Genomic DNA, 17,169 nt, shown 5'->3' on the forward strand with positions numbered 1-17,169 from the left:
GTCATGCATTCCGGCGAGGATGGTGCAAAGCAACAAGCCAAGCGTCCGTCCACACAAGGCCCGGAAACCTACCGTTCCCATGCTCAGGATCGTCAACCGACCCTTCGAGGACATCCGCCCCGGCGACAGTGCCTGCCTGGTTCACGAGGCAGGCCAGCCGCTTGCCGACCGGCTGGGCGAGATCGCCCGCGAGATCGACCCCGCCCATATCGACCCGGCGCTTGCGGCCGATGCCGGCTTTCGTGGTGTCGCCGCCTTCGCCGCCCTGCCGGGGCTGATGATCGACCTGCTGATCGCAGCCGAACTGCCCGGCCCCGGCGCCGAGATTCTGGGCTCGCGGCTGGACCGCACCGGCCCGGTCGCGGCAGGCGACCGGCTGACGGCGAAGCTGGTCGTCCGCGCGCTGGGCGCGGATCGCCGGCTGACGCTGGATGCGACCGTGGTTACCGCCGACGGCCGCATGGTTGCAACCGGCACCGCCGAGGTCCGTGCCGCCGAGGTGCGGGTCGACCGCCCCTTCGTCGTCACCCCGCAGGCGACCGTCGCCGCCGAGGCGGCGGCGCCCGAAAACCGGCCGGTCTATCGCCGCCTGCTGGCCGCCACCGCCGAGCTGCCGCCGATCGCGACCGCCGTTGTCCATCCGGTCGATGCCAATTCGATCGAAGGCGCCCTGGATGCGGCGGCAGCCGGGCTGATCCAGCCGATCCTGATCGGGCCCGAGGCCAAGATCCGGGCGGCGGCAGAGGCCGCCGGCCGCAGCCTTTCGGGCATCCGCATCGTCGATCAGCCGCACAGCCATGCTGCCGCGGAGCGGGCGGTGGCGCTGGTGCGCGAGGGCGAGGCGGCCGCGATCATGAAGGGCGCGCTGCACACCGACGAAGTGATGGCCGCCGCCGTCGACAAGGTGACGGGGCTGCGCACCGGCCGGCGGATGAGCCATGTTTTCGCGCTGGACGTGCCGGCCTATCCCAAGCCGCTTTTCGTGACCGATGCGGCGATCAACATCTATCCCGACCTCGCCGCCAAGCGCGACATCGTCCAGAACGCCATCGACCTGGTCCGGGCGCTGGGGACGGACCGGCCCAAAGTCGCCATCCTCTCGGCGGTCGAGACGGTCTATCCGGCGATTGCCTCGACGGTTGAAGCTGCGGCCCTGTGCAAGATGGCCGATCGCGGCCAGATCACCGGCGGCCTGCTCGACGGCCCGCTCGCTTTCGACAATGCGGTCTCGAAGGCCGCAGCCCGCGCCAAGGGCATCGTGTCCGAGGTGGCAGGCGATGCCGACATCCTGGTCACCCCGGATCTTGAGGCCGGCAACATGGTCGCCAAGCAGCTGATCCATCTGGCCGGCGCCGAGGCAGCAGGCCTGGTGCTGGGCGCGCGCGTGCCGATCATGCTGACCAGCCGGGCCGACGGCCCCGCCGCCCGCCTCGCCTCGGCGGCCTTGGCGCAGATCTTCGTCCATCGCGGGGCCCGGCCATGACCGAGCAGCTGATCATCACCGTCAATGCCGGCTCGTCGAGCCTGAAATTCGGCGTCGTCCGCGTGTCGGACATGGAAGAAATCGGCCGGGCCGAGGTTGAGTCCATCGGCACGCTGAAGGGGCCGTCGGCCAATGGCCGCGGCGCGCATCTGGAGGATATCGGCCAGCCGCCCGAAGGGCTGGCCGATCATGCCGGGCTGACCGCCTGGGCGCTGGACCGGATCGCCGCGGTCGTCCACAACCTGGGCGAGGTGGCGGCGGTCGGCCACCGCGTGGTTCATGGTGGCGCCCGTTTCGATGCGCCGGTTCTGGTCGACGATGCGGTGATCGCGGCGCTGGAGGGGTTTGTGGCGCTGGCGCCCAATCACCAGCCGCATAATCTCTCCGGGATCGCGGCCACCCGCCGGCTGTGGCCGACCCTGCCGCAGGTGGCCTGCTTCGATACCGCCTTTCACCGCAGCCAGCCCCGGATCGCCCAGACCATGCCGATCCCGCGTGAGCTGAGCGACGAGGGCGTGCTGCGCTACGGCTTCCATGGCCTCTCTTACGCCCATATCGCCCATGTGCTGCCGGCTCATGCGGGCCCGCGCGCCGACGGGCGGGTGATCGTGGCGCATCTGGGCCATGGCGCCAGCCTTTGCGGTATGCTGGACCGGCGGTCGGTGGCCACCACCATGGGCTTCACCGCACTCGACGGGCTGATGATGGGCAAGCGTTCGGGGGCGATCGACCCGGGCGTGGTTCTGCATCTGATCCGTGATCGGGGCATGAGCGCGGCCGAGGTCGACCGGCTGCTCAATGCCCGGTCCGGCCTGCTTGGCGTCTCGGGCATTTCCGGGGACATGCGCGTCCTTGAAGCATCGGATGACCCGAAGGCCGAAGAGGCGATGGCGCTGTTCGCCTATCGTGCGGGGCGCGAGGCGGGGTCGGTGGCGGTGGCGATCGGCGGGCTGGACGTGCTGGTCTTCACCGCCGGTATCGGGCGGCATTCGGCCGCCATGCGGGCGCGGATCGCCGCCCATCTGGGCTTTCTGGGGGTGAGGCTCGATCCGGCCGCCAATGCCGCCCATGGACCGGTGATTTCGGCCGCCGACAGCTCTGTGCTGGTGCTGGCACTCGACACCGATGAAGAGGCGGTGATCGCGCGTGAGACGGCACGGCTGATCTTCGGATAGGGGATCGGCAGTCGCAGGGGCGAGGAGGGGGAAGGTGCGCTGCGGATTGCACCTTTTCCCCCACACGCGCTAGGATGGGGCTTGGGACACGACCAGACGTGCCGCCGGCAATGACCGGAACACCCGACTCCGGCTGCACGCCATCCGCACCAGCGACGACCGATCCCCCTTCCGCCGGAGATTGCGGCCCGATATGCCGGGCGTTGACGGCCCGGCCATGTCCGGCGGGCCATGCCATGCCCGGGCAGGATCGCCCCGACCGCATCCCGGCGCCCCGGAGCGGAGACGCCTTCATGTCCGAGATTTCAACCCATCCGGGTGCCCCGCCGCATCCGTCCTGCCATCTGCCGGCTCCCGATCAGCCGGCACGGCTTTGGCTCGCCGTCTGGCCGTCGGCGGCCGACGGGATCCGTGATCCACGCGATGCCGGCCTTGCCATCGCCGAGGCCGCCCGGATCCTGGCCCGGGATACCCGGGTTGCCATGCTTGCCCGTGCCGGCGACCTTGCCGATGCCTCGATGCGCTGCGGCGCCGGTGTAGGGGTGTCGTCCTGGGAGGGAAGCCTTGCCTGTTTCGCCGACCGGCGCCCATCGATGGGGCGAACCGCCGATGGTGCGCCCTGTGCGGTGGAATGGCCGGTCGACCGCAGCCACCACCATGACGACTGCGATGTCGCCGGCCGTCTGCTTGCACTTGCCGGTGACGGGACCGTGGGCCGGGTGATCGTCGATATCGACGGCCGCGCCGGCATGGTCGCGGCCGATGGCGGCGGGGTGCTGGTGGCCAGCGATGCGCTGCTCGGCGGGCAGGAAGCCGCGCGCGAAGCCATGGCTGCCCGCCTGGCCGCGACCTTCGGGGCCGGGCAGGTGGTCTGGGTACCGGGCGGTCTGGCCGATGACGAACGCCCCGGCAATCTGGACGGCGTGGTCCGCTTCCTGGCGCCGGGTGTGGTGGCCGTGGCCGTGGCGGCCGAGGGTGACCCCGATCATGCCGTTCTGGCCGAGACCCGGCGCCGGCTGGAGGTGGTGACACTGGCCGACGGCATGCCGATGAGCGTCGTGCCGGTGCCTCTGCCGAAGCGCCGGCCGCGGGACGAGGCCGGGCGGCTGCTGCCCGCAAGCTATCTGAGCCTGCTGCGCGACGGCCGCCGGCTGGTGGTGCCGGGCTTCGAGGACGGCAATGACGCCGCGGCGCTCAAAGCCTTGTCCCGTGCCCTGCCCACTGCCGCGATCGAACAGGTGCCCTGCCCGGCGCTTGCCCCCTTCGGCGGCTTTGCCCGCCTGGCCGTGGCCCTGCCGCAACCCGCCCCGACGTCCCGGGCTGACGATGCAGGCCTGATCGAGACCGCCTCTGCCGACGACCTCCGTTGAGGGGAGGTCGCCGGCGGGCGGGGGATCAGAATTTCAGCCGGGCCTGCAGGCTGACGATATCGATGCTGCTTTCGACATCGGCACGCACATTGACCTGGCCGGTACCGCCGATCCCCGGCTCGATCAGGTCGATCCGGGTGTCGTCGACGAAGATATGGGCATAGGCCATGTCGACGCCGATCCACTCCGAGATTTCCCAGCTGGCCCCCGCCGCCAGCCACAGCCGGTCGGCATCGGGGGTACGGGTGGTGCGGTATTCATCCACCGTGGGCGTCTGGTCCCACTGCATGCCGCCGCGCAGCGTCCAGGCCGGATCCAGCCGGTATTCGGCGCCCAGGCTGACGCCCCAGCTGTCTTCGTAGTTCTGGGTCTTCACCGAATCCGGCAGGCCATTGGAGAACTGCACCCGGATCTCGTCGAACCGGCTCCATTCATAGAAGTTCACCTGGCCGAGCAGCGTCAGCCGGTCGGTGACGTCCACCGCCACCGCGGCCGAGGCCACGGCCGGCAGGTCGAGCGCCGCCTGACCGTCGGAGCGGAAATTGGCGGCGGCCAGCGGGCCGGTGAGATCGGAGAGTGAAGCCGTGCCTTTGAGGTCGTGGGAAATGGCCGAGCGGTAGTGCAGGCCGATTCGCGCCTCGGGCACGGGCGTGAAGATCACACCCAGATTATAGCCGACGCTCCAGTCATCACCCTCGACCCGGGCATGGCCGTCGGTGGCCGGGTTGGGCCCGCCGGGGGTGAGCCCGTTGGCGACCGCGTTCTCCAGCGTCGCTTCGGCATACTGGATGTCGAGGCCGCCGCCCACCGACAGCCAGTCGCTGGCCTTGAAGGCGATGCTGGGGGCGATGTCGATGGTTTTGAGTTCGGTTTTGGTCGAATCATAGCGGCCGAACCAGTCGTCGCCGTAATCGGCGACCAGGCCGAAGGGGGCCGAGATGCCCACACCCAGCCAGACCCGGTTGTCGTCGTCCACCGGCATAGCGGCGTAGAAATTCGGCACCGGCGTGGTGTCGAAGGGGTCGCCATTGGCGCCGCCATAGCGCACCGCGGCACCGCCGGTGCCGAGGGTGGTGGCGGTGGAGCCGGCATCGGTCAGATCCGCTTTCAGGATCAGCACATGGCCGCCCAGCTGGACCTGACGGCCGTCGAGCCGGGTCATGCCCGCGGGGTTGCTGAAGATGGTAGAGGCGTCGGAGCCGAGTGCGGCTTCACCGGCGAAGGCGCGACCGACGCCCTTGACGCTCTGTTCCTGGATGAAGAAGCCGGCGGCGGCGGCGGGGCCGGCGGCGAGCAGGGCCGCCGCAAGCGCAGGCAGGCCGAGGAGGGTCGGCAGGCTGGCCGCGGCGGCGCGGCCCGGATGACGTCTGGGCGGACGGGCGTGCATCGGACGTTTCCCCAATAAGATTCTTTTGATCCGGAAAGATTCCCTTTCAGGATGTGTCTTTGGTATCCAAAGCGGGCATACGGCCCGGATTGAATTCCCTCTGACGACTCGATGGTTAAGTAACGTTTACGTTAACGTCAATTGCAGAAAGCACTGCCCATCGATCAATAGGGGAATTATGTCCAGGATTGGAAACCCTCTGTTGCGAAAACGCCACGGCGCCGCAGCCTTGTCACAAGGGCTTCGGTTGCGGCGAGAGGCCGGCGCCGGATAGGCTGAAGGGATCATATGCCCCGGATTTCAGATGCCGCTGACGGAGTTCCGACATGACCGACGGCCTGCTGACGGTTGCCGCCCTGCAGATGGAGGTATCCGACGACCGTGACCGGAATCTCGACCGGGTCGAGGAGATGATCCGCACGGCCGCTGCCGCCGGTGCCCGGCTGGTGCTGCCGCAGGAACTGTTCGAACTGCCCTATTTCTGCAAGGACCAGGACCCCGCCTGGTTCGATACGGCGCGGCCCTATGAAGGCAACCCGGCGATCGCCCGGCTGTCGGCGCTGGCCGCGGAACTGGGCGTGGTGATCCCGGTCAGCTTCTTTGAACGTGCCGGCCAGGCGTTCTTCAACAGCCTGGCGATGATCGATGCCGACGGGCGGGTGCTGGGTCTCTATCGCAAGAGCCATATTCCCGACGGGCCCGGCTATCAGGAAAAATTCTACTTCTCCCCCGGCGATACCGGCTTCAAGGTGTTCGACACGAAGGTCGGGCGGATCGGCGCTGCCATCTGCTGGGACCAGTGGTTCCCCGAAGCGGCGCGGACAATGGCGCTGGCCGGTGCCGAGCTGCTGCTCTACCCGACGGCCATCGGATCGGAACCGCAGGCGCCCGACTGGGACAGCCGCGACCATTGGCGGCGGGTGATGCAGGGCCATGCCGGCGCCAATATCGTGCCGGTGATCGCCGCCAACCGGGTGGGGACCGAGGCGGGGCGCGATGCGACGCTCACCTTCTACGGATCCAGCTTCGTCGCCGACCCGACCGGTGCGATCCTTGCCGAAGCCGGGCGCAGCGGCGATGCAGTGGTGATGGCAGAGATCGATCTGGCGATGGCGCGCCGGCTGAGAGCCTCGTGGGGGCTGTTCCGTGACCGCCGGCCGGATCTTTACGGCGCTGTTGCAACACTTGATGGCGGGATCCGCCGCTGAGAGAAGCCGGCCGCACGGGCAGGCCTTCCGGGCCGATGGCGCCCGTGGCACACTCTTGCGCCCGCGGCGCCGACGGCCTGCGTCCCGCAGACGTCTTCCCGACCGCAGTTCCCGGAGCTTTCGCCCATGCCTCTGCCCAGCCGTTCCGCCGCCGCCCGTCATCTCGTGATGCCGCGTCTGATCGCAGCCCGGGGGCGGTTCCGGATCGGGCAAGGGGTCCTGGGGGGCATGGTGGTGGCCGGAGCCGTCCTGGCGTTGATGCCTGCGGCCCTGGCGGCGCCCCATTCGGTGCCGCACCGCGCGCATTACGCGATGAGCCTGCTTAAAGCCGAGCCCGATGCCGCGATCACCGGCGTTGCGGGCGATATGGCCGTGATCTTCGACCGGGCCTGCGACGGCTGGTCGGTGCTGCAGGCCAGCCGGATGGAGATCGATTTCGACGAGGCCGAACCGGTCGTCTCGGACATCCTGTTCGATTCCGAGGAGTCCGACGATGGCACACGCTTTCGCTTTCGTTACGAAGAGCGGGAAAACGGCGAGAGCGTCGAACTGGCCATCGCCCATCTCGATCGTGGGTCACCGGATCGACCTTCGAAACTTCGTTTTGCCAATCCGCCGGGCGTGACCGAAAACGTGCCGGCCGGTGCCCTGCTGCCGACGGCCCATACCGAGCGGCTGCTTCAGGCGGCGGAGGCGGGGGACGCGTTCCTGCGGGCCCAGGTTCTGACCGGGTCGGGCCAGGACAGCCTGTCCTTCGTGAGTGCCCATATCGGGCGGCCGGCGGAGATCGCACCCGACCAGGACTGGCCGGCACAGGCCGGTGAGGCGGCGGACGCGCTGCGCACGGCGACCGTCATTCCCATGCGGCTGGCCTTCTTCAAGCCGGACGACCAGTCCGAGACACCGATCTACGAACTTCTTTACCAGATCCAGCCGAACGGAGTCGTCCGGCGATTCGATATAGATTATGGTGAATTTGCGATATCTGCTCGTCTCGTCTCGGTAGAAAACCGACCGGCGGCGGAGTCGTGCGACTGACACAGCCCATCCCCCGGGGCGTTCCGCACAGAGAGACGCCATTCATGACTGTTATGGTCGAACCCGGTATCGACCGGATCCGTCCGGACGCCTTTAACCAGATCATCCGCGACGAACTGCCCATGGCCGAGCTTCTGGGCATTCGGGTGGAACGCATCGGCGACGGTGTCGCCCGTGGCCGCCTGCCGGCCACGGTGCAGCTGATCCGCCCCGGCGGTACGTTGAGCGGCCCGGCGCTGGCGACGCTTGCCGATGTCACCTTTTATGCCGCGATCATGGGTCGGCTGGGCCCGGCGCGGATGGCGGTGACCAGCAATCTGAACATCAACTTCCTGCGCCGGCCGGCCATGGTCGACGTGCTGTCCGAAGCCCGGCTGATCCGTTGCGGTCGCAGGCTGGCCTATGGCGAGGTGTCGCTCTATTCCGATGGCGATGACGAGCCGGTGGCACATACCACACTGACCTTCGCGCTGCCGGGCTGATCCCTCAACCGGATGCGGCGCCGAACAGATCCGGCGCAGCGGGGTCACCCTCCCGGTTGCGGACGGGCTGCGCGCCCAGCCCGATCAGCCTGAAGGCGGTATGGCCGGTCGCCTCGGCGGTGAGCAGATCCTGCGCCGCGGCGATCAGGGGAGCCGATTGATCTGTCGGCACTTTCAGCCGACGGCTGCGGGTGAGGGTCTGGAAATCGGCGGTTTTCAGCTTCAACACCACGCCTTCGGCCACCAGACGGCTGCCGGCCAGACGGGCTGCCACCCGTTCGGCCAGCGGCGGGAGCAATTCGGCCAGGCGATCGGCGGCGCGTTCATCGCGGGCCAGGGTGGTTTCGGCCGATACGCTTTTGGCCGGGCGTGACGGCGTGACCCGACGCGGGTCGCGCCCGCTGGCAAAGCCTGCGATCTGGGCGCCGATCCGGCCATAGCGGCGGGCCAGCGCCTGCGGCCCCAGCGACTGCAGCTGGCCGATCCGGGTGATGCCGTCGGTGGCCAGCCGGCGTTCGAAGGCCGGGCCCACCCCCCACAGCATGCGCACCGGCTTGTCGGCCAGGAAGGCGGTGGCTTCGGCTGCGCCGATCACCGCGAAGCCACGCGGCTTGTCCAGTTCCGATGCCAGCTTGGCCAGGAATTTGTTGGGGCCGAGCCCGACCGAGACCGTGACCCCCACCTCGCGCTCCACCCGCCGGGCCAGGGCGGCGAGGCGCTGGGCGGGGCTGGCCCGGCTGTCGGGCGCCCCAGATTCCGGCCCCAGATCCAGATAGGCCTCGTCGATCGACAGCGGTTCGACCAGCGGGGTAAGGGCGCGCATCAGCCGGCGGATCTTAAGCCCTGCCTCGCGATAGCGCGCCATGTCGGGCGGCAGCACCACCGCATCCGGGCACAGCTCGCGCGCCTTGAACATCGGCATGGCCGAGCGAACGCCTTTCATCCGGGCCAGATAGCAACAGGTGGAGACGACACCGCGATGACCACCGCCCACGATCACCGGCCGTTGTGCCAGTTCGGGCCGGTCGCGCTTTTCGACCGAGGCATAGAAGGCATCGCAATCGACATGGGCAATTGTCAGCCGGTGCAGTTCGGCATGGATCACGATCCGCGTCGAACCACAGGCCGGGCAGCGCCGGCTGTCGTCTTCAGCCGCGCGGGTGGATCCGCAATCGCGGCACAGCCATCCCGCGGCCGATGCAGGCGTGCAGCCTGCGGGCGGGGAGATGACGGGCGGGGAGGCCTGATCTGTGCCGCCGTCATCGGCGGCAGGGGCTGCGGACATGGATTGTGGAACTCGCCAGGAACGGCCGGATGTTCCGGTCATGTTCCCATGCGGCGGCGAGCGCGTCCAGTGCGGAGCCGCAGCCCGTCAGGGCTATCGCATTTGCCCGATGACGGATCGGGCGAATGCGTCGGACCATCCGGATCGCTTTCGCTTGCGACGGATGGAGATGGTTGGCCTGGCAGTTTTGAGGACGTTGAGGGCGAGTTTTCGGATGATGGCGAGGTTTTCCGGGCCGTGGTCCTTGCGAGCGCGGGCCTCGTCCTCGCGGAAGGTGGTGTCGAGAACCCAGTGCAGGCCGTTCTCGATGGCCCAGTGGCCGCGGACGGCCTTGGCGAAGGCGGCGGCGGACAAGCGGGCGGAGGAGAGGTAATAGCGGGTAGATGTGCTTGTCTTTCCGTCCCGCTCGACGGTGGCGACGACCCGGGCGATGGTGGCGAGCGCCGGCATGGCAGGCCGGTCGGGGTCCCGCTTTTCCGGGAACAGCCAGTCGACGTCATGAACCACCTCGTGCCGACGGATCTCCAGACGGCCGTGGTCTGCGTCGGTGGTTTGCAGCGTCTCGGCCGGCGCCGTCGCCGGATCGGCGAACCAGGTCTCGACGTCGGCAAGGGTGGCGGGGCGGTTTTTCTTCAGCGCGAAGAGGTAGTCGCCGCCGCGCTCCAGCACGAGGCGCGCCGTCTCGCCCTGGCAGTGGATCGCGTCAGCGGTGACGAGCATGCCCTTCAGATCGATGATGGCGAGGAGGGCGCGGGCGGCGGTGATCTCGTTGCCGCCCTCTGGAACCGCCGCCTGGCCGAGCACCAGCCCGGCCTCGCCGGCAAAGGCGCTCACCACGTGCAGCGCGCTCTTACCCGCAGCCCGGTCAAACGAACGCCGGAGCGTTTTGCCATCAATGGCGATTACGCCGGGACCATCGGCTCCGAGATCGTCGAGGAACTGTGAGAAGCACGCCGACAACGCTGCGGGATCGATCAGGCGGAACAGCCGCGAGAACGTGTCATGGCTTGGCAAGCCGTTGGGAAGGCTGAGAAACTCCCGGAAGAGCTCCTCGCGGTCCTCTGCGAAGTCGGCAAAATCGACGCAGCTCTCGCAGCCGCAGATCGAAGCCGTCAGCGCGATCACCAGGAGGTCCAGAAGCTCATGGCGTCTCGCGTTACCCGTGCGCGGGTCGGGCACCTGGCGCAGGATGGTGATCAGAGATGGCATCGGTTCCTCCTTGGAACCGAATAAAGAATCCATCTCTGACCATTCCGCTACCCGGGATTTTCAAATGCGATTCCCCTGCGCAGCCCGTGGAGCCTGCGGTCAGGGGGTGTCCCACAGTCGGGCGGCGCCGCGCACGCCGCTGTCGTCGCCATGGCGTGCAATGCGTATCGGCGTGCGCATCCGGTCGGAAAACAGCCAGGGCGCGACCAGGGGCTCGGGATCCGCCACCAGCGCCGGCACCTGCGACAGGCCGCCGCCCAGCACGATCACATCGGGATCCAGGATGTTGACGATCATGGCCAGCGCCCGGCCGAAGCGGTGACGCCAGCGGGCGACAGCGGCGACGGCCCAGGGCGTACCGGTATCAGCCGCGGCCAGAACGGCCTCTGCGCTGCGTTCCCGGGCCGCAGCATCGTCATCCAGGCCGCGCAGCCGGGCGGCATCCCGGGCGAGGCCGGGACCCGACAGCAGCGTCTCGATACAGCCGGTCCGGCCGCAATAGCAGGCAGGCCCCGGCAGTTCGGGCAGCTCTGCGGCATGCGGCGGCGGGATCTCGCCCGGTGCCCGGCTCCAGGGTTGTGCCCAGGGCATCGGGGTATGGCCCCATTCGCCGGCGATGGCATCGGCGCCGTCATGCACATGGCCGCCGATGGCGATACCGCCGCCGATGCCCGTGCCCAGGATCGCGGCGAAGACCAGATGGGAGCCGGCCGCCGCACCGTCGACTGCCTCGGACACGGCAAGACAGTTGGCGTCGTTGGCAAGTCGTATGGCCCTACCCGTGCGCGCCGTGAGGTCGCGGTCGAGCGGTCGCCCGTTCAGCCAGGTGGAGTTGGCGTTCTTCACCAGACCCGTTTTGGGGCTGATGGCGCCGGGCATGCCGATGCCCAGCGGCAGGCGCTCCGTCACCCCGGCCGCCTGTTCGGCACGGGTGGCAATCTCGTCGATGGTCCGTATCGTGGCATCATAGTCGCCGCGCGGCGTCGGCATGCGCAAATGTGCAAGTGTTCGTCCCGTTGCCCGTTCGATGGCGACTGCCGCGATCTTCGTGCCGCCCAGATCGATGCCGACGAGCACCCGGGACTGCATGCGGGAGCCATCATCTGCGGCAGCCGGGTCCAACATGTGTGGTCGTCCTCCTCCTGTTTGACCGGGCCGTGGATATGATCGGAAACGGCCCACCGGGCACGCATGATGTTGCACCGCTTGACGGATGGCCACAAAATGATTGCTGCGGTCATCGGAACCGGGCATCGTGCGCCGGTACGAGGCGAACCGCCGGTCGCGGGCCGTTCGACGTGAGGTCGGGCCGCTGCGGCGACCGAGGGGACCTCCTGATGGCGCGGGGCGGAATTGGCTATGCCGAAGACGGTTCTGATCGTCGAAGACAACGAATTGAACATGAAGCTGTTCAATGACCTCCTTGAGGCGAACGGCTACGTGACTCTGCAGACCCGTGACGGTATGGAGGCTCTGAAGATCGCACGGGATCAGCGTCCCGATCTGATTCTGATGGACATTCAGTTGCCGGAAGTGTCAGGACTGGACGTGACCAAGTGGATCAAGGCCGACGACGACCTCCGCACGATCCCGATCATCGCGGTCACGGCCTTCGCGATGAAGGGCGACGAGGAGAAGATCCTGGATGCCGGCTGCGAGGGTTACATCTCGAAGCCGATCTCGGTGACCCCCTTCCTCGAAACGGTGCGCAAGTTTCTGGATTGAGGGGCGATGCCCGGTCGCGTTCTGGTGGTCGACGATCTCCTGCCCAACCTCAAGCTCTTCGAAGCGAAGCTTGCGGCGGAGTATTACGACGTCGATCTGGCACAGAACGGCGAGATGGCGCTTGCCCGTGCCCTTGCCCATCCGCCGGACATCGTTCTGCTCGACATCATGATGCCGGGCATGGATGGCTACGAAGTCTGCCGGCGCCTGAAGAGCAATCCCGAGACCGCCCATATCCCCGTCGTAATGGTCACGGCTCTCAGTGACAGCGTGGAACGGGTGCGGGCGCTGGAAGCCGGCGCCGATGATTTCCTGACCAAGCCGATCAACGATCTGGCCCTGTTTGCGCGCGTGCGCTCGCTCACCCGGCTCAAGATGATGCTCGACGAGCTTCGGCTGCGCGAGCAGACCATCTCTGATTTCGGGGTCGGTGCCGCGGCGCCGCTGCCGCTGGATGAAAGCGGCGACAATGCCCGGGTGCTGGTGGTCGACGACAGCGAGATCGAGCGCGACTTCCTGGCCGACCGGCTGAAGCGCAACCACAGCGTCGCGGCGGTGGGCACGGCGGCGGAGGCGCTGGATCTGGCGCGCACCGCCGGCTTCGACCTGATCGTGATCAACCTGCTGATCGAGAGCTTCGATCCGCTGCGTCTGTGCAGCCAGCTGCGGGCGATCGACGAGACCCGCCAGACCCCGATCCTGGTGATCGTGGGGCATGACGATGTCGAGCGCATGGCCAAGGCGCTGGATCTGGGCGTGAACGACTATCTGATGATGCCGCTGGACGTGAACGAGCTGGGCGCGCGTGTGCGCACCCAGGTCCGTCGCAAGCGCTATCAGGATCGGCTGCGGCAGAACTATCAGCGCTCGATCGCACTGGCGGCCACCGACGGCCTCACGGGCTTGTACAACCGTCGCTATCTGTCGGCGCATCTGCACCGCATGTTCATGCGTGCCGGCAGTGACGGCCGCCCGCTGGCGGTGCTGATGCTGGACATAGACCGCTTCAAGCAGTTGAACGACACCTATGGCCATGACGCCGGCGACCGGGTGCTGCAGGCGATCGCCGACCGGATGAGCCGCCATGTCCGCGGTGTTGATCTGGTGGCCCGCTATGGCGGCGAGGAATTCGTGATGGTGCTGCCCGACAGCGACCATCGTTCGGCGCGGGAAGTGGCCGAGCGGGTCCGGGCGGTGATCTCGGGCCAGCCGATCGTGATCGACGACGAGGGCACCAAGGTCACCGTCACCGCGAGCCTGGGCGGGGCCGAGCGCATACCGGCCGATCAGGATGCCGACGACATGCTCCGCCGCGCCGACCAGGCGCTCTACCGGGCCAAGGCCGCCGGGCGCGACTGCTTCATCTTCGACCGGCCCGCCTGATCGGCGCCCGCCTGATCTGCTTCCGGGCCGCCAGGGCGATCCGGATCTGCCGAACGACATGTCTGCCAAATGAAAAGGCCGCGTACCCGGAGCGGGCATGCGGCCTTTTTCGCGTCGTCGGTCGCCTGAGCGATCCGCTTCCTCCCCGAAAGGAGGCCGCGATCACTTGATCTTGGCTTCCTTGAACAGCACGTGCTTGCGCAGCTTCGGGTCGTACTTGCGCAGCTGGAGCTTCTCGGTCTGGGTGCGCGGGTTCTTCTTGGTCACGTAGAAGAAGCCGGTCCCCTCGGAGCTGACCAGCTTGATCTGCACGGTGGCGGGCTTGGCCATCGCTCAATCCTCGTATCGCTATCCGGTTGCCCCGGAGGGCGGCGGCTTCAGGGCCACCGGCGCCCCGCCGTCCCCCGGTCTCCCGGGGGCGGGCGACCGGCTGGCGGCCGATCGCGCGGGTGTTCGTTGACGGCGCCGTGACGTCGGCGCCGGACGTAGAGACGTGCACCTTATTCATGGGCGCAGCCTTGTCAAGCGCCGTGTCTGGTTGTTGCGGTTTCAGCAGAGCCCCTGCTCATTTCGAGCCGCTGAGGCTAAGCTCTGCCGGGCATGCGAAGGCAGGCCGACAGGGGCCGTCTGGACAGAACCGGAGAAGAGAGGGTGGAGTACGAGGTCGACGAAGAGGGCTTCCGGCGGCTGCTGGGGCGCCGCGGCATGTTTGCGTCTCTGTTTGACCTCTGGCGCGGCTGGCGGCCGTCTCCGGCGGTGCTGCCGCCCCCGACAGCCGTCGATCCGCTGGCGCTGCGCCGGATGCTGCCCCGGCTGATGCTGCTGGATGTGCTCGCGCCCGACCGCTAGCGAGTGCGGACGGCTGGTGAGCACCTGCGGGAGATGTTCGATCGGGATCTCACCGGGCAGGAGCTGCCCGATGCACTGCCGGAAGAATTGCGGGAGCGCGCCACCCGGACCTACGGGCCGTCCACGGCTGAAGGGCTCTGCTGGCTGGCGCTGGCGCTCTACATCCGTCCCCGCAGCCGGCGCCGGCTGTATTACGGGCGCATGGTGCTGCCGCTGGGCCATGGCGGTGCGGAGGGCGTGCAGCCGGTGGTGACCCGGCTGCTGGTCGCCGTCCACTGGCGGGCGGTGCCGCCCCTCTCCCTGCCGCTCTGGGAGCTGTTGGACGAGGCCGCGCTGCCGGCACGGCGGCGCGACGTCATCTACAGGCCGTTCTCCACCCCCGAAGGGTGATTGCCTGCCGGCCGCAGGCCGGCCAGCCGCTCAACGGTCGACGAAAGCCTTCTCGATCACGTACTCGCCGGGGCGGCTGCTGTTGCCCTCGGTGAAGCCGCGGGCCTCGGCCCGCTTCTGCAGGTCGGCGAGCATTTCCGGGCTGCCGCAGATCATGATCCGGTCATGCTCCGGCGTGAATTCCGGCAGGCCGATATCGGTGAACAGCTTGCCGCTGTCGATCAGGTCGGTGATCCGGCCCTGATTGCGGAACGGTTCCCGGGTTACCGAGGGGTAGTAGATCAGCTGTTCGCGCACCGCGTCGCCGAAATACTCGTGCGCCGGCATCTCCTTCGAGATGTAGTCGTGATAGGCCAGCTCGGCGACCTCGCGGCAGGTATGGGTCAGCACGACCTTCTCGAACCGATCGTAGACGTCGGGATCGCGGATCAGGCTCATGAACGGGGCAAGGCCGGTGCCGGTCGACAGCATATAGAGCGTGCGGCCCGGGCGCAGATTGTCCTTCACCAGCGTGCCGACCGGCTTGGCGCCGACCAGCAGCGCGTCGCCCCGCTTGATGTGCTGCAGGCGCGATGTCAGCGGGCCGTCCTGCACTTTGATGCTGAGGAATTCCAGCGTCTCTTCATAGTTCGGGCTGGCGACGCTGTAGGCGCGGAGCAGCGGCTTGCCGTTGACCTCAAGGCCGATCATGGTGAACTGGCCGTTTTCGAAGCGGAAAGCCGGATCACGCGTCGTCGTGAAGCTGAACAGCCGGTCTGTCCAGTGGTGAACGTCGATCACGCGCTCGGTACGGATGTTGCTCATCGCTCAAGCTTCCAAGGTCTGGCGTGGAGAGGGCCGCATCGCGAAACGAGAAAAACACAAGTTCGTTTCGCGTCTTAAGATGGTCGCGCTTCTTCGATTAGTAGTGGTTTCATCCGGGCATGGCAATCATCGCCTCATCCCTTGGGGCGCAGGTGCGGCAAGACGTGCCGCGATCGCTCCGGCGATGCCCATGCCCGCGATGACCGCCGCCATCGGCCAGGCCGTGCCGTCGTCGAGCGCGCCGACGATGGCGGCCGAGACAGCCCCGGTCCCGAACTGGATCAGCCCCAGCAGGGCGGCCGCGCTGCCGGCCCGGGCGCCGAACGGCGCCATGGCCACGGCGGTCGCATTGGGATTGATCAGCCCGTTCATGGCGATGCACAGGAAAAGCGGCAGCATGATGGCGACCAGTGCCAGGCCGGTACCTGGCGTCGAAACGGCGCTGATCGCCACCACCACCAGGGCGAGCCCCGCCAGGGCCTGGACCAGATTGGCGCGGCGCATGATCTGTGCCGGACTGGAGCCCCGCACCAGCCGGGCGTTGAACTGCGAGGCCAGGATCAGGCCGGCGGCATTGACGCCGAACAGCCAGCCATAAGCGGCCGGCGGCACCTGATGCAGTTCAATGAAGACAAAGGGCGACCCGGAGATATAGGCGAACATCGCCCCCATCGCGGCTCCGCTGGCCAGGGCCGGGGCGATGAAGCGCCGGTCGATGGCGAAGCGCAGATAGGTGAGGGCGATCTCCCCCGGCCCCTGCCGGCGACGGCGTTCGGCCGGCAGGCTTTCGGGCAGGAACAGGGCCACCACCACCAGCGCCAGCACGCCGATCCCCGACAGCAGCCAGAAGATCGATCGCCAGCCGGCAATCTCCAGCAGCTGTCCGCCGATCAGCGGTGCCAGGATGGGGGCCGCCCCCATCACCAGCATCAGCCGGGCCAGCATCACCGCCGACTGGCGTTCGTCGAACAGGTCGCGGATCACCGCCCGCGACATCACCATGCCGGCACAGCCGCCCAGCGCCTGGACCAGGCGGAAGGCGATCAGCTGGTCGACATCGGTGGCGAGCGCGCAGCCGATGCTGCCGGTCGCATAAAGCAGACAGCCCGCCAGCAGCGGTCCCCGCCGGCCGAAGCGGTCGGCCAGCGGCCCGTAGATCAGCTGGCCGCCGGCGATGCCCACGAAGAACAGGGCCAGCGTCGCCTGTACGGCGGCGGGTTCGGCCTTCAGATCGGCCCCGATCGCCGGGAAAGCCGGCAGATACATGTCGATCGACAGAGGCCCGAAGGCCGCAAGCAGCCCCAGGATCAGGGCAAGCTTCATCATCGGCGGCTGGCTCGCACCGGCGGCGGCATGCTCGGGACGTACGGACATGAGAGCG

Annotated in this window: 17 protein-coding genes; 10 read left to right on the top strand and 7 right to left on the bottom strand. The window is 68.1% G+C overall.

From position 1 onward, the window contains the following. Positions 1-79 precede the first annotated feature (79 nt). The 3 genes from P7L68_RS09020 (at position 80) to P7L68_RS09030 (ending at position 4,028) form a co-directional block, all read left to right on the top strand. Positions 80-1,483 carry a bifunctional enoyl-CoA hydratase/phosphate acetyltransferase gene (locus P7L68_RS09020; protein WP_372004307.1) on the top strand — a complete coding sequence of 468 codons (1,404 nt, stop codon included), beginning with the start codon at positions 80-82 and terminating at the stop codon, positions 1,481-1,483. Further along, positions 1,480-2,658 carry an acetate/propionate family kinase gene (locus P7L68_RS09025; protein ID WP_372004309.1) on the top strand — a complete coding sequence of 393 codons (1,179 nt, stop codon included), beginning with the start codon at positions 1,480-1,482 and terminating at the stop codon, positions 2,656-2,658. The genes P7L68_RS09020 and P7L68_RS09025 overlap by 4 nt, the downstream gene beginning before the upstream one ends. A 293-nt stretch (positions 2,659-2,951) precedes the next feature. Then, positions 2,952-4,028 (top strand): agmatine deiminase family protein, encoded by a 1,077-nt coding sequence (locus P7L68_RS09030; protein ID WP_372004311.1) that lies wholly within the window; start codon positions 2,952-2,954, stop codon positions 4,026-4,028. Positions 4,029-4,053: 25 nt separating this feature from the next. Here P7L68_RS09030 and P7L68_RS09035 read toward each other — a convergent pair whose 3' ends face one another. Next, positions 4,054-5,415, bottom strand: coding sequence for an OmpP1/FadL family transporter (locus tag P7L68_RS09035; protein ID WP_372004313.1), 1,362 nt, complete (start codon positions 5,413-5,415; stop codon positions 4,054-4,056). Between the two features lie 326 nt (positions 5,416-5,741). On the opposite strand from P7L68_RS09035, the gene aguB reads away from it, so the two are divergent. The 3 genes from aguB (at position 5,742) to P7L68_RS09050 (ending at position 8,143) form a co-directional block, all read left to right on the top strand. After that, the gene (gene aguB / locus P7L68_RS09040; protein WP_372004315.1) at positions 5,742-6,623 is read left to right on the top strand and encodes an N-carbamoylputrescine amidase; all 882 of its coding nucleotides are present in this window, start codon (positions 5,742-5,744) and stop codon (positions 6,621-6,623) included. Positions 6,624-6,851: 228 nt separating this feature from the next. Beyond that, complete coding sequence (locus tag P7L68_RS09045; protein WP_372004317.1) at positions 6,852-7,661, top strand: cell envelope integrity EipB family protein; 810 nt, start codon at positions 6,852-6,854, stop codon at positions 7,659-7,661. 44 nt (positions 7,662-7,705) lie between these two features. Next, positions 7,706-8,143 carry a PaaI family thioesterase gene (locus P7L68_RS09050; RefSeq protein ID WP_372004319.1) on the top strand — a complete coding sequence of 146 codons (438 nt, stop codon included), beginning with the start codon at positions 7,706-7,708 and terminating at the stop codon, positions 8,141-8,143. A gap of 4 nt (positions 8,144-8,147) precedes the next feature. Here P7L68_RS09050 and P7L68_RS09055 read toward each other — a convergent pair whose 3' ends face one another. The 3 genes from P7L68_RS09055 to P7L68_RS09065 form a co-directional block, all read right to left on the bottom strand. Continuing rightward, positions 8,148-9,428, bottom strand: a complete 1,281-nt coding sequence (locus P7L68_RS09055) for a DNA polymerase IV (RefSeq protein WP_372004321.1) — start codon at positions 9,426-9,428, stop codon at positions 8,148-8,150. 93 nt (positions 9,429-9,521) lie between these two features. After that, positions 9,522-10,637 (bottom strand): ISAs1 family transposase, encoded by a 1,116-nt coding sequence (locus tag P7L68_RS09060; RefSeq protein WP_372006792.1) that lies wholly within the window; start codon positions 10,635-10,637, stop codon positions 9,522-9,524. A 99-nt stretch (positions 10,638-10,736) separates the two neighbouring features. Further along, positions 10,737-11,762 carry an ROK family protein gene (locus P7L68_RS09065; protein WP_372004323.1) on the bottom strand — a complete coding sequence of 342 codons (1,026 nt, stop codon included), beginning with the start codon at positions 11,760-11,762 and terminating at the stop codon, positions 10,737-10,739. Between the two features lie 234 nt (positions 11,763-11,996). On the opposite strand from P7L68_RS09065, the gene P7L68_RS09070 reads away from it, so the two are divergent. Both P7L68_RS09070 and P7L68_RS09075 read left to right on the top strand, forming a co-directional pair. After that, a complete protein-coding gene (locus P7L68_RS09070; protein WP_372004325.1) occupies positions 11,997-12,362 on the top strand; it encodes a response regulator in 366 nt (121 codons plus the stop codon). A gap of 6 nt (positions 12,363-12,368) precedes the next feature. After that, complete coding sequence (locus P7L68_RS09075; protein ID WP_372004327.1) at positions 12,369-13,745, top strand: PleD family two-component system response regulator; 1,377 nt, start codon at positions 12,369-12,371, stop codon at positions 13,743-13,745. Positions 13,746-13,907: 162 nt separating this feature from the next. On the opposite strand, the gene rpmG is transcribed toward P7L68_RS09075, so the two are convergent. After that, positions 13,908-14,075, bottom strand: a complete 168-nt coding sequence (gene rpmG / locus P7L68_RS09080) for a 50S ribosomal protein L33 (protein ID WP_014746073.1) — start codon at positions 14,073-14,075, stop codon at positions 13,908-13,910. Between the two features lie 321 nt (positions 14,076-14,396). Between rpmG and P7L68_RS09085 the strand changes: the two genes are divergently transcribed. Then, the gene (locus P7L68_RS09085) at positions 14,397-14,594 is read left to right on the top strand and encodes a hypothetical protein (protein WP_372004329.1); all 198 of its coding nucleotides are present in this window, start codon (positions 14,397-14,399) and stop codon (positions 14,592-14,594) included. Positions 14,595-14,627: 33 nt separating this feature from the next. Next, positions 14,628-14,984: a hypothetical protein gene (locus tag P7L68_RS09090; RefSeq protein ID WP_372004331.1), complete on the top strand. Its 357-nt coding sequence runs from the start codon at positions 14,628-14,630 to the stop codon at positions 14,982-14,984. Between the two features lie 30 nt (positions 14,985-15,014). On the opposite strand, the gene P7L68_RS09095 is transcribed toward P7L68_RS09090, so the two are convergent. Further along, the gene (locus P7L68_RS09095; protein WP_372004333.1) at positions 15,015-15,788 is read right to left on the bottom strand and encodes a ferredoxin--NADP reductase; all 774 of its coding nucleotides are present in this window, start codon (positions 15,786-15,788) and stop codon (positions 15,015-15,017) included. 126 nt (positions 15,789-15,914) lie between these two features. Further along, the gene (locus tag P7L68_RS09100; RefSeq protein WP_372004335.1) at positions 15,915-17,162 is read right to left on the bottom strand and encodes a Bcr/CflA family multidrug efflux MFS transporter; all 1,248 of its coding nucleotides are present in this window, start codon (positions 17,160-17,162) and stop codon (positions 15,915-15,917) included. Positions 17,163-17,169: the final 7 nt, after the last annotated feature.

Origin of the sequence: Tistrella mobilis (assembly GCF_041468085.1) — a bacterium.
GTDB lineage: Bacteria > Pseudomonadota > Alphaproteobacteria > Tistrellales > Tistrellaceae > Tistrella > Tistrella mobilis_A.

What these genes read in the sequence shown, in the direction of transcription:
- P7L68_RS09025 (WP_372004309.1), top strand. Translation starts at nt 1,480, where the DNA reads ATGACCGAGCAGCTGATCATCACCGTCAATGCCGGCTCGTCGAGCCTG.
- P7L68_RS09035 (WP_372004313.1), bottom strand. Translation starts at nt 5,415, where the DNA reads ATGCACGCCCGTCCGCCCAGACGTCATCCGGGCCGCGCCGCCGCGGCC.
- P7L68_RS09070 (WP_372004325.1), top strand. Translation starts at nt 11,997, where the DNA reads ATGCCGAAGACGGTTCTGATCGTCGAAGACAACGAATTGAACATGAAG.
- P7L68_RS09030 (WP_372004311.1), top strand. Translation starts at nt 2,952, where the DNA reads ATGTCCGAGATTTCAACCCATCCGGGTGCCCCGCCGCATCCGTCCTGC.
- P7L68_RS09090 (WP_372004331.1), top strand. Translation starts at nt 14,628, where the DNA reads ATGTTCGATCGGGATCTCACCGGGCAGGAGCTGCCCGATGCACTGCCG.
- P7L68_RS09075 (WP_372004327.1), top strand. Translation starts at nt 12,369, where the DNA reads ATGCCCGGTCGCGTTCTGGTGGTCGACGATCTCCTGCCCAACCTCAAG.
- P7L68_RS09020 (WP_372004307.1), top strand. Translation starts at nt 80, where the DNA reads ATGCTCAGGATCGTCAACCGACCCTTCGAGGACATCCGCCCCGGCGAC.
- P7L68_RS09055 (WP_372004321.1), bottom strand. Translation starts at nt 9,428, where the DNA reads ATGTCCGCAGCCCCTGCCGCCGATGACGGCGGCACAGATCAGGCCTCC.
- P7L68_RS09050 (WP_372004319.1), top strand. Translation starts at nt 7,706, where the DNA reads ATGACTGTTATGGTCGAACCCGGTATCGACCGGATCCGTCCGGACGCC.
- P7L68_RS09065 (WP_372004323.1), bottom strand. Translation starts at nt 11,762, where the DNA reads ATGTTGGACCCGGCTGCCGCAGATGATGGCTCCCGCATGCAGTCCCGG.
- aguB (WP_372004315.1), top strand. Translation starts at nt 5,742, where the DNA reads ATGACCGACGGCCTGCTGACGGTTGCCGCCCTGCAGATGGAGGTATCC.
- rpmG (WP_014746073.1), bottom strand. Translation starts at nt 14,075, where the DNA reads ATGGCCAAGCCCGCCACCGTGCAGATCAAGCTGGTCAGCTCCGAGGGG.
- P7L68_RS09060 (WP_372006792.1), bottom strand. Translation starts at nt 10,637, where the DNA reads ATGCCATCTCTGATCACCATCCTGCGCCAGGTGCCCGACCCGCGCACG.
- P7L68_RS09095 (WP_372004333.1), bottom strand. Translation starts at nt 15,788, where the DNA reads ATGAGCAACATCCGTACCGAGCGCGTGATCGACGTTCACCACTGGACA.
- P7L68_RS09100 (WP_372004335.1), bottom strand. Translation starts at nt 17,162, where the DNA reads ATGTCCGTACGTCCCGAGCATGCCGCCGCCGGTGCGAGCCAGCCGCCG.
- P7L68_RS09045 (WP_372004317.1), top strand. Translation starts at nt 6,852, where the DNA reads ATGGTGGTGGCCGGAGCCGTCCTGGCGTTGATGCCTGCGGCCCTGGCG.